The organism is Pseudomonas sp. GXZC, assembly GCF_026967615.1.
GTDB classification, from domain to species: Bacteria; Pseudomonadota; Gammaproteobacteria; order Pseudomonadales; family Pseudomonadaceae; genus Aquipseudomonas; species Aquipseudomonas azotoformans_A.
The window spans coordinates 4,526,509-4,539,183 of the sequence record NZ_CP114115.1 but is presented as its reverse complement, the minus strand read 5'-3'; the positions used below and the strand labels follow the sequence as shown (position 1 = coordinate 4,539,183).

Here is a 12,675-nt window from a genome sequence, read left to right as displayed (position 1 = left end):
TCCATTTGACATTCGCTGCCTAAGCAGTAACATCTTGTCATACATTCGCTGCCTAGGCAGTAATAAGGTGACTTCCGATGCCCCACTTCACCCCTGACAGTTTTCGCAACTGCCATCTTGGCCTGCTTCTAGGCCGGGCGGCGCTGCTCAAGGACCGCATTATCGACACCCATATGGAGCCGCACGGTGTAACCGCCGCGCAGTTCAAGGTGTTGATCATCATTGCCCAGTTCGACGTCGATACCCCGGCGGAGCTGTGCCGCAACCTGTCCCTGGACAGCGGTTCCATGACCCGCATGCTCGACCGACTTGAACAGAAGGGCCTGCTGGCACGCCAGCGTTCCGAGCAGGACCGGCGCCAGGTGCGGCTGGTGCTCACCGAAGACGGCCAGCGCCTGGCGGACATGCTGCCGCACATCGGCGCGCAGTCGATGAACGAACTGGCCGGCGCCCTGGAGCCCGGCGAGTTGCAAACCCTGGAACGGATCCTCAAGAAAATTCTGGTAGCTGCCGGTGACGCGATCGTCATCCAGCGGGTAGGTAATGAATGAACAGACGCGCACTTAGCCTGGTGCTGGTGGCCATGAGCATGGCCGGTTGCGCCAACTACAGCGGCCTCGACACCCAAGGCCAACGCCTCGACGCCGCTAGCCTGCAAACCGGCAAGACGTTGAGCGGCGTGACCCTGTCGAGCGCGGCCTGGCCCAGCGCCGATTGGTGGAAAAGCCTGGGCGACCCACAGCTCGACGGCCTGATCCAGGAAGCCCTGCAAAACAGCCCTGACATGCAAGTCGCCAGCGCGCGTGCCCATCAGGCTGAAGCCGCTGCCTATGCCGCCAACGCCGAGCGCATGCCGACCCTGGATGCCAGCGCCGGTGTGACACGCTCGCGCCTGGCCAAAGACCAGGACCCACGGGGCGAAGGCGATGCCTATTCCACCGTGCGCAACATCGGCGCCAGCTTCAACTACAACTTCGACCTCTGGGGCGGCCAGCGGGCCGCCTGGGAAGCGGCGTTGGGCGAGGCGCGTGCCGCCCAGGTCGATCAACAGGCCGCGCGCCTGACCCTGGCCGCCAACGTGGCCAAGGCCTACAGCGACCTGGGCCAGGCCCATATCGTGCGGGACTTGGCCAACGACGACCTCAAGCGCACCCGGCAGATGCTCGACCTGGGCCAGCGCCGCCTGAACTCGGGCATCGACAGCCACTACCAGTACCAGCAGACCGAAAGCCTGGAAGCCAGCTCCCAGTCGCAACTGATCGACGCGGAAAAACAGCTGCAAAGTGCCAAGATCGCCCTGGCGGTGTTGCTCGGCAAAGGCCCGGACCGTGGCAGTGAACTGGCTCGGCCCAACGTGCTGAAACCCAGCGCTGTCGCCGTGCCCTCGGTGTTGCCCGCCGAGTTGCTGGGCCGTCGCCCAGACCTGATCGCCGCGCGCTGGCGCGTCGAAGCGGCCGGCAAGAATATCGACGCGAGCAAGACCCGCTTCTACCCCAACCTCAACCTGAGCGCGAGCGCCGGGGCCGAGTCGTTGCTGGGGGATGCGATGTTCGGTTCGGCCAGCCGCTTCTTCAACATTGCGCCGACGATCTCGCTGCCGATCTTTGACGGCGGCCGCCTGCGCGCCGACCTCGATGCCCGCGACGCCGACTACGACCTGGCCGTGGCGCAGTACAACAAGACCCTGGTGCAAGCCCTGGGCGATATCGGCAACACCCTTTCACAACTGCGCGACACCGGCCGGCAGATCCAGGCCCAGCAACATGCCGCGGACATTGCCCAGCAGTCCTACGACACCGGTGTGCAGCGCTACAGCTCCGGCATCGGCAACTACCTGGATGTGCTCAGCATCGAGCAGCAATTGCTGCAGGCCCAGCGTCAGCTGGCGACGCTGAATGCCGCGCAGATCGATCTGTCGATTCAATTGATGCAGGCCCTGGGTGGCGGATACGACGCCAGGAACATGGCCGCGACCACCCCCGCCCGCTCGGAATAATTTGAGGTATTTGTCATGGCCACTGCCGAAAACACCCACGCAACTGAACAACCCCAGGACAACAACCCCCGCAAACGCAAAGTGATGCTGATCGGCCTGGCGCTGATCGTCGTCCTGGCGGTGGTGGGCGTGTGGGGCTGGTATGAACTCTACGGCCGCTTCAACGAGAGCACCGACGACGCCTACGTGAATGGCAACGTGGTGGAGATCACCCCGTTGGTCACCGGCACTGTGGTCAGCATCGGCGCCGATGATGGCGACCTGGTCCACGAAGGCCAGGTGCTGGTCAACTTCGATCCGAACGACGCCGCCGTCGGCCTGCAAAGTGCCCAGGCCAACCTGGCCCGTACCGTGCGCCAGGTGCGCGGCCTGTACAGCAACGTCGACGGCATGAAGGCCCAGGTCAACGCACAGAAAGCCGACGTGCAAACCGCCCTGGACAACTTCAACCGCCGTAAAACCCTGGCCCAGGGCGGGGCGATTTCCCAGGAAGAACTGTCCCACGCCCGTGACAGCCTGACCGCCGCTAAAAACGCGCTGACCAACCTTGAGCAGCAACTGAAAACCACCAACGCATTAGTGGATGACACCGTGATCTCGTCCCATCCGGACGTGCAGGCCGCCGCCGCGCAATTGCGCCAGGCCTACCTGACCAATGCGCGCAGCACCTTGATTGCACCGGTCACCGGCTACGTGGCCAAGCGCACCGTGCAACTGGGCCAGCGTGTGCAACCGGGCACCGCGTTGATGGCGGTGATCCCGCTGAACCAGCTGTGGATCGACGCCAACTTCAAGGAAACCCAGCTGCGCGACATGCGTATCGGCCAGCCAGTAGACATCGAGTCGGACATCTACGGCAGCGACGTGAAATTCAGCGGCACCATCGACAGCCTCGGTGCGGGCACGGGCAGTGCGTTCGCGCTGCTGCCGGCGCAGAACGCCACCGGTAACTGGATCAAGATCGTGCAACGGGTGCCGGTGCGCATCCATATCAACGCCGATGAGCTGGCCAAGCACCCGCTGCGCGTGGGCTTGAGCACCCTGGTCAACGTCGATTTGCACGACCAGAGCGGCCCGGTCCTGGCGCAACAGGCACCGCAGAAAGCCTCGTTTACCACCAATGTGTATGACCGCCAACTCGCTGAAGCCGACGCCATGATCACCCAATTGATCCATGACAACAGCCTCGCCGCGCCCAAGGCTGTGCAACGCTGATGAGCAATAACGCCTCCTTCACGCCACCCAGCCTGTTGATGGCCACTATTGGCCTGTCGCTGGCGACCTTTATGCAGGTGCTCGACACCACCATCGCCAACGTGGCGTTGCCGACCATTTCCGGCAACCTCGGCGTGAGTTCTGAGCAGGGCACCTGGGTCATCACCTCGTTCGCGGTGAGCAATGCGATTGCCTTGCCGCTGACTGGCTGGCTGAGCCGCCGCTTTGGCGAGGTGAAGCTGTTCCTGTGGGCGACCATCCTGTTTGTGCTGGCGTCGTTCCTCTGCGGTATTTCCACCTCGATGCCCGAGCTGATCGGCTTTCGGGTGCTGCAAGGCTTAGTCGCCGGGCCGTTGTACCCGATGACCCAGACCCTGCTGATCGCGGTCTATCCCCCAGCGAGGCGTGGCATGGCCCTGGCGTTGCTCGCGATGGTCACGGTGGTGGCACCGATTGCCGGACCGATCCTCGGCGGCTGGATTACGGACAGCTACAGCTGGCCGTGGATCTTCTTCATCAACGTACCGATCGGCATTTTTGCGGTGATGGTGGTGCGTTCCCAACTGAAGAAACGCCCCGTGGTCACCAGCCATCAACCGATGGACTACGTGGGGCTGTTGAGCCTCATCGTCGGCGTCGGCGCCTTGCAGATCATCCTCGACAAAGGCAATGACCTGGACTGGTTCGAATCCAACTTCATCATCATTGGTGCAGCGATTTCGGTGATTGCCCTGGCGGTGTTCATCATCTGGGAACTCACCGACAAACACCCGGTGGTCAACCTGAAGCTGTTCGCCTACCGTAACTTCCGCATCGGCACCATTGTGCTGATCTTGGGTTACGCAGGCTTCTTCGGTATCAACCTGATCCTGCCGCAATGGCTGCAGACCCAGATGGGCTACACCGCCACTTGGGCTGGCTTGGCGGTAGCGCCGATCGGGATTCTGCCGGTGTTGATGTCGCCGTTCGTGGGCAAGTACGCGCACAAGTTCGACCTGCGCCTGCTGGCGGGCCTGGCGTTCCTGGCGATTGGCCTGAGCTGCTTCATGCGCGCCGGCTTCACCAATGAAGTGGACTTCCAGCACATCGCCCTGGTGCAGCTGTTCATGGGCATCGGCGTGGCGCTGTTCTTCATGCCGACCCTGAGCATCCTGATGTCCGACCTGCCGCCGCACCAGATTGCCGATGGCGCTGGCCTGGCCACCTTCCTGCGGACGTTGGGCGGTAGTTTTGCGGCGTCGCTGACCACTTGGATCTGGATCCGTCGGGCGGACCAGCACCATGCGTACATGAGCGAAAACATGACCACCTACGACTCCGCCACCCGCGATGCCTTGCAGGCACTGGGCGGGGCAGGGCACAAGGCGTATGCGCAGCTGGATCAGATTCTCACCAGCCAGGCGTACATGATGTCCACCGTGGACTACTTCACGTTGCTGGGGTGGATGTTCATGGGGTTGATGTTGCTGGTGTGGTTGGCGAAGCCGCCGTTTACCGCGAAGGCGGGGCCGGCAGCTTCTGGCCACTAAGGGATGTACTCGATCCATGTGGGAGCTGGCTTGCCTGCGATGCAGGCACCTCGGTGCTTTTGTTACACCGAGGTGCCTGCATCGCGGGCAAGCCCGGCTCCCACAGGCAGCGCCAACTGCGGGTTTACAAAATCAAACGCCGCCAACTGAAACCCTTGCTCATCCACCTGCAATGCCCACCCTTGCTTGTCCCAATCCCCCAGCACAATGCGCTTGGCCGCCTGGTCACCAATCTGCAACTTATGAATGGCGGGGCGGTGGGTGTGGCCGTGGACCAGGGTGCGCACGCCGAACTGCTGCATCACCCGTGGCACTTCCTCGGGGGTGACATCAACAATGTCGTTAGCCTTCATGCGCGTTTGCGCCCGGCTTTCGCTGCGCAGCTTGCGCGCCAACTTGTGGCGGGTGCTCAAAGGAAGATGACGCAGGATAAACAGCACAATGGGGTTGCGCAGGATGCGTCGCAGCTTCATATAGCCGACGTCGCGGGTACAGAGGCTGTCGCCGTGCATCAACAGCACGGGCTCGCCATGGAGCTGCACGACACTCGGGTCCTTGAGCAAGGTGGCACCTGCTGCTTTGCAGAACGCCTTGCCGATCAGGAAATCGCGGTTGCCGTGCATGATGAAAATCGGGGTGCCGCTGTCGCTCAGCTCACGCAGAGCCTCGCAGATGGAGCGCTGGAAGGGCGTCATCCCATCGTCGCCAATCCAGGCTTCAAAGAAGTCCCCCAGAATGTACAACGCCTGGGTGCCTCGGGCGCGGGTGTGGAGCAGATCCAGAAACGCCCGGGTGATATCCGGGCGCTCCTCTTCCAGATGCAAATCTGAAATCAGCAATATCACCCAACGATCTCGGCTTTCTCGACGATAACGTCTTCTACCGGAACGTCCTGGTGACCGGCTTTACCGGTGGTCTGCACGCCTTTGATCTTGTCAACGACGTCCTGGCCTTCGGTCACTTTACCGAATACCGCGTAACCCCAACCCTGCACGTTCTTGCCGCTGTGGTTCAGGAAAGCGTTGTCGGCGACGTTGATGAAGAATTGCGCGGAGGCCGAATGCGGCTCCATGGTACGGGCCATGGCGACAGTGTACTTGTCGTTGGAAAGGCCGTTGTCTGCTTCGTTCTGGATGCTTGGGCGCTTGTCTTTCTTTTCTTTCATGCCAGGCTCGAAACCGCCGCCCTGGACCATGAAGTTGCCGATGACACGGTGGAAAACAGTGTTTTCGTAGTGGCCGGCGTTCACGTACTCGATGAAGTTGGCGACGGTGATCGGCGCTTTCTCGGCGTTCAGCTCGATGACGATGTCACCGTGGTTGGTGGTCAGTTTGACTTGAGTCATGTTCACTACTCTTTTCAGGGAATTCGTGGGTTTGGGTGCCTGGGCACCACGACCGGTATGGCGAAACTGCGGCCAAGGCGCGCAGTTTAGCGTGCCCTGCAGGAATTTCGAGGTGGTTTTTTACCGCCGGTGCAATAAATGCAGCAGTTTTTGGCCTCGCTCTGTCAGGTACTTGACAGCATCGGCTATGATATCGCCTTTGTTTTGTCGGCCTAGCCCGGCCACGTACTTGTCTGTTCAAGGATCCTATGAGCAAGCCCACTGTCGACCCTACCTCGAATTCCAAGGCCGGACCTGCTGTCCCGGTCAATTTCCTGCGCCCGATCATCCAGGCGGACCTGGATTCGGGCAAGCACACGCAGATCGTCACCCGCTTCCCGCCAGAGCCCAACGGCTACCTGCACATCGGTCACGCCAAGTCGATCTGTGTGAACTTCGGCCTGGCCCAGGAGTTCGGTGGCGTCACGCACCTGCGTTTCGACGACACCAACCCGGCCAAGGAAGACCAGGAATACATCGACGCCATCGAAAGCGACATCAAGTGGCTGGGCTTCGAATGGTCCGGTGAAGTGCGCTATGCCTCCAAATACTTCGACCAGCTGTTCGACTGGGCCGTCGAACTGATCAAGGCCGGCAAGGCCTATGTCGACGACCTGAGCCCGGAACAGGCCAAGGAATACCGTGGCACCCTGACCGAGCCGGGCAAGAACAGCCCGTTCCGCGACCGTTCGGTGGAAGAGAACCTGGACTGGTTCGCCCGCATGCGCGCCGGTGAGTTCCCGGACGGCGCCCGCGTGCTGCGCGCCAAGATCGACATGGCCTCGCCGAACATGAACCTGCGCGACCCGATCATGTACCGCATCCGCCATGCCCATCACCACCAGACCGGTGACAAGTGGTGCATCTACCCGAACTACGACTTCACCCACGGTCAGTCGGACGCCATCGAAGGCATCACGCACTCCATCTGCACCCTGGAGTTCGAAAGCCATCGTCCGCTGTACGAATGGTTCCTGGACAGCCTGCCGGTACCGGCGCACCCGCGCCAGTACGAGTTCAGCCGCCTGAACCTGAACTACACCATCACCAGCAAGCGCAAGCTCAAGCAACTGGTTGACGAGAAGCACGTCCACGGTTGGGATGACCCGCGCATGTCCACGCTGTCGGGCTTCCGTCGCCGTGGCTACACGCCTGCGTCGATCCGCAACTTCTGCGACATGGTCGGCACCAACCGTTCCGACGGCGTGGTCGATTTCGGCATGCTCGAATTCAGCATCCGCCAGGACCTCGACGCCAACGCCCCGCGCGCCATGTGCGTGCTGCGTCCGTTGAAAGTCGTGATCACCAACTACCCGGAAGATCAGGTCGACAACCTTGAGTTGCCGCGTCATCCGCAAAAAGAAGAACTCGGCGTGCGCAAGCTGCCGTTCGCCCGTGAAATCTACATCGACCGCGATGACTTCATGGAAGAGCCGCCAAAAGGCTACAAGCGCCTGGAGCCGAATGGCGAAGTGCGCCTGCGCGGCAGCTACGTGATCCGTGCCGATGAAGCGATCAAGGACGCCGATGGCAACATCGTCGAACTGCGTTGCTCCTACGATCCGGACACCCTGGGCAAGAACCCTGAAGGCCGTAAGGTCAAGGGCGTGATCCACTGGGTGCCAGCGGCTGCCAGCATCGAGTGCGAAGTGCGCCTGTACGATCGCCTGTTCCGCTCGCCGAACCCGGAAAAGGCCGAAGACAGCGCCAGCTTCCTGGACAACATCAACCCTGACTCCCTGCAAGTACTCACTGGTTGTCGTGCCGAGCCATCGCTTGGCGACGCACAGCCGGAAGACCGTTTCCAGTTCGAGCGCGAAGGTTACTTCTGCGCGGATATCAAGGACTCGAAACCAGGTCGCCCGGTATTCAACCGTACCGTGACCTTGCGTGATTCGTGGGGCCAGTGATTCTCTAAGGAAGCCGTTGTGCTAACGATCTACAACACACTCAGCAAGACCAAAGAAGTCTTCAAGCCGCTGGATGGCAACAAGGTGCGCATGTACGTGTGCGGCATGACCGTGTACGACTATTGCCACATCGGCCACGGCCGCAGCATGGTTGCCTTCGACCTGGTGACCCGCTGGTTGCGTTTCAGCGGCTATGACTTGACGTACGTGCGCAACATCACCGACATCGACGACAAGATCATCAACCGCGCCAACGAAAACGGCGAGTCGTTCGACGCGCTGACCGAGCGCATGATCGCCGCGATGCACGAGGACGAGGCGCGCCTCAACATCCTCAAGCCGGACATGGAACCGCGTGCCACGGACCACATCCCTGGCATGCACGCGATGATCCAGACCCTGATCGACAAGGGTTACGCCTACGCCCCAGGCAATGGCGACGTGTACTACCGCGTCGCCAAGTTCATGGGTTACGGCAAACTGTCGCGCAAGAAAATCGAAGACCTGCGTATCGGCGCACGCATCGAAGTCGACGAAGCCAAGCAGGATCCGCTCGACTTCGTGCTGTGGAAAGCCACCAAGCCGGGCGAGCCGAGCTGGGAGTCGCCATGGGGCGCCGGTCGTCCGGGCTGGCACATCGAATGCTCGGTGATGTCCACCTGCTGCCTGGGCGAGACCTTCGACATTCATGGCGGCGGCAGCGACCTGGAGTTCCCGCACCACGAAAACGAAATCGCCCAGAGCGAAGCCGCCACCGGCAAGACCTACGCCAACGCCTGGATGCACTGCGGCATGATCCGCATCAATGGCGAGAAGATGTCCAAGTCCTTGAACAACTTCTTCACCATTCGCGACGTGCTGGAAAAGTACCATCCTGAAGTTGTGCGTTACCTGCTGGTGTCGAGCCACTACCGCAGCGCCATCAACTACTCGGAAGACAACCTCAAGGACGCCAAGGGCGCCCTGGAGCGGTTCTACCATGCGTTGAAAGGCCTGCCTTCGGTTGCCCCAGCGGGTGGCGACGCGTTCGTGGCAAGGTTTACCGAAGTCATGAACGACGACTTCGGCACCCCCGAAGCCTGCGCGGTACTGTTCGAGATGGTGCGCGAGATCAACCGTTTGCGTGAGAGCGATCTCGACGCAGCGGCGGGTCTGGCGGCGCGCTTGAAAGAACTGGCCAGAGTGCTTGGGGTTCTGCAAATGAAGCCTGAGGACTTCCTGCAAGCCGGCGCCGAAGGGCGTGTGGATGCGGCTGAGGTTGATGCGTTGATTCAGGCGCGTCTGGCTGCACGTGCCAACAAGGACTGGGCGGAATCCGACCGTATCCGTGACCAACTGACCGCGATGGGCGTGGTGTTGGAAGACGGGAAGGGTGGGACGACGTGGCGGTTGGCTGATCAGGTTTGATCGGTAAACGCTGAATGAAAAACGCCCCGACTGGTTCGGGGCGTTTTTTTGTTTTGGAATCAGCATGCGTAAAATTATCGGGATTTATAGATTCTCCATCAAAACCACCATCTGATTTCCCATCTAACTGGCAGAGCCCCCGCGTGAACGGGTATACAGAAAAAAGCAATCCATCCAATGAAAGGGTAATTTGATATAAGGTCTGGGTTGTATCCGAGTAAGGGGAGTTTGTTTTCTTCGATCATGCTTATGTAGGTGGTTACAAAAAAACCATTAAATATTAAACAGAATAGAAACTTGGTAAAAAAATACCCGCTTCCAGAAAAGCGTATTTTTAGTGTGTATGCGCAAAGAATTCCCCATGTAGCGAATATCGGAAAGGTCCAGGCGAGCCAGAGTGTCAATGTTTTTCCTCTCCGTGCATCTGCTTTATGGTTTGAAAGTCTGTATAGGCTTCGATTCCCATCGTAGTAGGGGGCATTGTTTTGTATGCTCGAATGTAATCGGTTGGGATGTATCTAAATAGGCGCCAAGCATCAGGTTTAAGTACATATCTAGCTGCACTGTAGACGGATAGCCCAATATCAATTGAACCATAGGCAATATTGGCTCCTCGCTCGTCATAACCCATAGCGGATGCTGCCGATTGATACGCGCCACGTACCGGCCCCACCGTATCCGAGTGCCCTGTTATCAGGTTACGCCCACTCTCATATACGTTATTTGCGCCATGCGCCATCAGCGGCACCCCCGCAATAAGGCAGAGCGTGCCAACGGAGGCGTAGCAAATTCCAGCGCCTGTGGCCATTTGCAGCGCGCCTGCTACAACTCCAATGCCTTTGCGGCCAATTTCCATTGACTGGTTCAGCAGGCTTTGTTGTTCGGCTTTTATCTCTACCAGGCCCTGATTGACCGTCTTTTTCCCCCGCTCCACATCCCTAACGATGCTACGAGCGTAATACGCAACCTCGCGATTGAATATTGACCGTGTAATACCATCCTGCAGATGGCGCGCGCTGATCGTGCACGCTTGGCTGGTTAATCTTGCTGCAGCGTGGCTGACTTCCCATAAGTCATGAAACGTTGGGGGCGGGCTTTTGTTTTTCGATTTCATCGCCCGGCTTCCCATGAACCGTAACCACTGGTGCCCGCGAGATGATGGGTCCAGATGATCTCCCGATAACGAATGGCCAGATGTTCCTGCGCTTCTACATCGGTTAACAGAACAGCGTGTGGCACCTCCACCGTCAGGCTGGCAATGATGCAGCCCCTGATATCGACGGTGTAGTATTTCTCGCGCTGACGAAACTGCGAGGTACGATAAAAGTTAATTACGCAGTTCAGTTCTTCTCGGTTTGATAATGCCACGGCCAACAAAGGCGATGATTTATCAATGTTCTTTGTAATCACCACCGGCCCATGGGTAGATGCCCTGACATTGCCTGTATTAAGCATGTTGTGGTTAAAGGACATCACCATGATTTCGTCTCGGTGTCCCTCCTGGCACTTATTACCGATAGAGTCCTGGGTCGAGCAGCCAGCCGAAATCAGGCCTTGGGATTGTCCTTTGATGGACATGTAGCCGTGGTATGCCATGGGGTAAACACTCTGAGTCGTTTACCCTGAACATACGCAAAAAAGTAAATAGGAAATATCAGACGCTTCGCTTTTTATGGTGCGAGCGGGATGTAGGAATATTCGACAGTTTTAGTCTGGAGATCTAGGGTGGACATATCTAACCCTTACAGAAGGCCACTGCCTCCCCAACCCTGTAGCAGCTTTGGACAAACCCATTGTCCGACGCATGCGTGCCGAGATGGTGAAGTTCACGCTCGCTGCCTTCCTGGCTGAATAACGGGATCCCTTTCCCAAGCAATACCGGAATACGCGTGATGATCAACTCGTCGATCAGACCCACTTCAAGAAACGCCTGGATCGTCTGCCCGCCGTCGATATACAGATGCTTCATGCCGCGTTCGGCTAACGTCGTCACCAGTGTGGTCACGTCTCCCGCCATGACCTCGACCTTGCCTTCCAGATGTGCCGGGATTTCCAGCTGCTGGCGAGACAGGACAATGACCGGCGTACCCTCATAGGGCCACTCGGGAAAGGACAAAACCTTCTCCAGGGTTTTTCGGCCCATCACCAGCGCATCCACGGTGGCGATGAAGCTTTCATAGGTCACGCCCTTCAGCTCAGCGGTTTCATACTGCGGTCGGTGTAACCATTCGATATCACCGTCCGGGCGGGCAATGAAGCCGTCGAGGCTGGCTGCGATAAAGACTGAGCATTTGATATCCATGGCGAAAACTCCTTTTTATGCGCTTGGACGCTAATGATAATTTAATCCTGACCTGCAACAACCGAGCTTCTAAGAAATTGCCCTGATGCCCCTGTCTGTCGTGCGAGGATGTATGCGAAGTTGGTTGATCCGTTACCGTTACGCAATCATGTTCTGGGTGTGCTTCGGCGTTTTCCGTACCTCCCTGGCCGATTGGAACCCGATCCCCTCCGGCTCCATGCGCCCGACCTTGCTGGAGGGGGATGTGGTGCTGGTCAACCGTGTGGCCTATGACCTCAAGGTGCCGCTCACCGATATTTCCCTGGCCAAAATCGATAGCCCCCAGCGCGGCGATGTGGTGACATTCTCGTCGCCCAAGGACGGTATGCGCCTGATCAAGCGCATCGTCGGTATTCCCGGTGACACCCTGGAAATGAAAGACGAGGTGCTGTGGGTCAACGGCGTGCCGGCCACCTACAGTGATGCCCAGGACATCAGCGAGCCCATCGTGCCCGGCCACACGGTGCCGGGGATCAAGCTGAACGAGCTGGCGGCCAACCGTCAGCGCACGGTGCAGTTCATGCCGATGGTACGGGCGTTGCGCAATTTTGGCCCGGTCACTGTGCCGGCTGACAGTTACTTCATGCTGGGGGACAACCGCGATAACAGCGACGACTCCCGGTATATCGGTTTTGTGCCGCGCCGGCTGTTGATCGGGCGGGCGCATCATGTGCTGGCTTCAGCGCAGATTCTGGATGATTGGATGCCGCGGTTCCGCAGGTTTGGCGCGGCGATTTTGTAATAGAATTTCTGCCAGTTGAAGGACACCCGGATCCACTGACGGAGATTCAAATGGATTGCATTTTCTGCCGCATCGTTCAAAAGACTTCCCCAGCGCACCTCCTGTGGGAAGACGAGTGATCACGGGCGAGTGGATGTTGCTGAGTTGGCAG

The 12,675-nt window shown here is 59.1% G+C and carries 12 protein-coding genes; 7 read left to right on the top strand and 5 right to left on the bottom strand.

The features are described from left to right. Nucleotides 1-77: 77 nt before the first annotated feature. The 4 genes from OZ428_RS21260 to OZ428_RS21245 are packed head-to-tail and all read left to right on the top strand — an operon-like array spanning nt 78 to nt 4,740. On the top strand, nt 78-551 hold the full coding sequence (locus OZ428_RS21260; RefSeq protein WP_033903222.1) for a MarR family winged helix-turn-helix transcriptional regulator: 474 nt from the start codon (nt 78-80) through the stop codon (nt 549-551). Further along, the gene (locus OZ428_RS21255; RefSeq protein WP_269131188.1) at nt 548-1,996 is read left to right on the top strand and encodes an efflux transporter outer membrane subunit; all 1,449 of its coding nucleotides are present in this window, start codon (nt 548-550) and stop codon (nt 1,994-1,996) included. The genes OZ428_RS21260 and OZ428_RS21255 overlap by 4 nt, the downstream gene beginning before the upstream one ends. A 15-nt stretch (nt 1,997-2,011) precedes the next feature. After that, complete coding sequence (locus tag OZ428_RS21250) at nt 2,012-3,211, top strand: HlyD family secretion protein (protein WP_269131187.1); 1,200 nt, start codon at nt 2,012-2,014, stop codon at nt 3,209-3,211. Then, nucleotides 3,211-4,740: a DHA2 family efflux MFS transporter permease subunit gene (locus OZ428_RS21245; protein ID WP_033903219.1), complete on the top strand. Its 1,530-nt coding sequence runs from the start codon at nt 3,211-3,213 to the stop codon at nt 4,738-4,740. The genes OZ428_RS21250 and OZ428_RS21245 overlap by 1 nt, the downstream gene beginning before the upstream one ends. Before the next feature lie 62 nt (nt 4,741-4,802). On the opposite strand, the gene lpxH is transcribed toward OZ428_RS21245, so the two are convergent. Together lpxH and OZ428_RS21235 are read right to left on the bottom strand one after the other, a co-directional pair. Beyond that, on the bottom strand, nt 4,803-5,585 hold the full coding sequence (gene lpxH / locus OZ428_RS21240; RefSeq protein ID WP_269131186.1) for a UDP-2,3-diacylglucosamine diphosphatase: 783 nt from the start codon (nt 5,583-5,585) through the stop codon (nt 4,803-4,805). Further along, nucleotides 5,582-6,085: a peptidylprolyl isomerase gene (locus OZ428_RS21235; protein ID WP_016977438.1), complete on the bottom strand. Its 504-nt coding sequence runs from the start codon at nt 6,083-6,085 to the stop codon at nt 5,582-5,584. The genes lpxH and OZ428_RS21235 overlap by 4 nt, the downstream gene beginning before the upstream one ends. A gap of 248 nt (nt 6,086-6,333) precedes the next feature. Here OZ428_RS21235 and OZ428_RS21230 point away from each other — a divergent pair, with 248 nt between their 5' ends. After that, nucleotides 6,334-8,034, top strand: a complete 1,701-nt coding sequence (locus tag OZ428_RS21230; RefSeq protein ID WP_033903217.1) for a glutamine--tRNA ligase/YqeY domain fusion protein — start codon at nt 6,334-6,336, stop codon at nt 8,032-8,034. Between the two features lie 18 nt (nt 8,035-8,052). After that, complete coding sequence (gene cysS / locus OZ428_RS21225) at nt 8,053-9,441, top strand: cysteine--tRNA ligase (RefSeq protein WP_269131185.1); 1,389 nt, start codon at nt 8,053-8,055, stop codon at nt 9,439-9,441. 400 nt (nt 9,442-9,841) lie between these two features. Here cysS and OZ428_RS21220 read toward each other — a convergent pair whose 3' ends face one another. From OZ428_RS21220 to OZ428_RS21210, 3 genes are all read right to left on the bottom strand, one after another. Further along, on the bottom strand, nt 9,842-10,555 hold the full coding sequence (locus OZ428_RS21220; protein WP_269131184.1) for a DUF4225 domain-containing protein: 714 nt from the start codon (nt 10,553-10,555) through the stop codon (nt 9,842-9,844). Continuing rightward, complete coding sequence (locus tag OZ428_RS21215; RefSeq protein ID WP_177075321.1) at nt 10,552-11,037, bottom strand: Hcp family type VI secretion system effector; 486 nt, start codon at nt 11,035-11,037, stop codon at nt 10,552-10,554. Before OZ428_RS21215 ends, OZ428_RS21220 begins: the two co-directional genes overlap by 4 nt. 139 nt (nt 11,038-11,176) lie before the next feature. Beyond that, nucleotides 11,177-11,743, bottom strand: a complete 567-nt coding sequence (locus OZ428_RS21210; RefSeq protein WP_269131183.1) for a dihydrofolate reductase family protein — start codon at nt 11,741-11,743, stop codon at nt 11,177-11,179. Nucleotides 11,744-11,855: 112 nt separating this feature from the next. On the opposite strand from OZ428_RS21210, the gene lepB reads away from it, so the two are divergent. Then, complete coding sequence (gene lepB / locus OZ428_RS21205; protein ID WP_269131182.1) at nt 11,856-12,524, top strand: signal peptidase I; 669 nt, start codon at nt 11,856-11,858, stop codon at nt 12,522-12,524. Nucleotides 12,525-12,675: the final 151 nt, after the last annotated feature.

Bases quoted from the DNA above. Each gene is read 5' to 3' on its own strand.
- OZ428_RS21260 (WP_033903222.1), top strand. From the start codon at position 78: ATGCCCCACTTCACCCCTGACAGTTTTCGCAACTGCCATCTTGGCCTG.
- OZ428_RS21255 (WP_269131188.1), top strand. From the start codon at position 548: ATGAACAGACGCGCACTTAGCCTGGTGCTGGTGGCCATGAGCATGGCC.
- OZ428_RS21250 (WP_269131187.1), top strand. From the start codon at position 2,012: ATGGCCACTGCCGAAAACACCCACGCAACTGAACAACCCCAGGACAAC.
- OZ428_RS21245 (WP_033903219.1), top strand. From the start codon at position 3,211: ATGAGCAATAACGCCTCCTTCACGCCACCCAGCCTGTTGATGGCCACT.
- OZ428_RS21235 (WP_016977438.1), bottom strand. From the start codon at position 6,085: ATGACTCAAGTCAAACTGACCACCAACCACGGTGACATCGTCATCGAG.
- OZ428_RS21230 (WP_033903217.1), top strand. From the start codon at position 6,334: ATGAGCAAGCCCACTGTCGACCCTACCTCGAATTCCAAGGCCGGACCT.
- OZ428_RS21220 (WP_269131184.1), bottom strand. From the start codon at position 10,555: ATGAAATCGAAAAACAAAAGCCCGCCCCCAACGTTTCATGACTTATGG.
- OZ428_RS21215 (WP_177075321.1), bottom strand. From the start codon at position 11,037: ATGGCATACCACGGCTACATGTCCATCAAAGGACAATCCCAAGGCCTG.
- OZ428_RS21210 (WP_269131183.1), bottom strand. From the start codon at position 11,743: ATGGATATCAAATGCTCAGTCTTTATCGCAGCCAGCCTCGACGGCTTC.
- lepB (WP_269131182.1), top strand. From the start codon at position 11,856: ATGCGAAGTTGGTTGATCCGTTACCGTTACGCAATCATGTTCTGGGTG.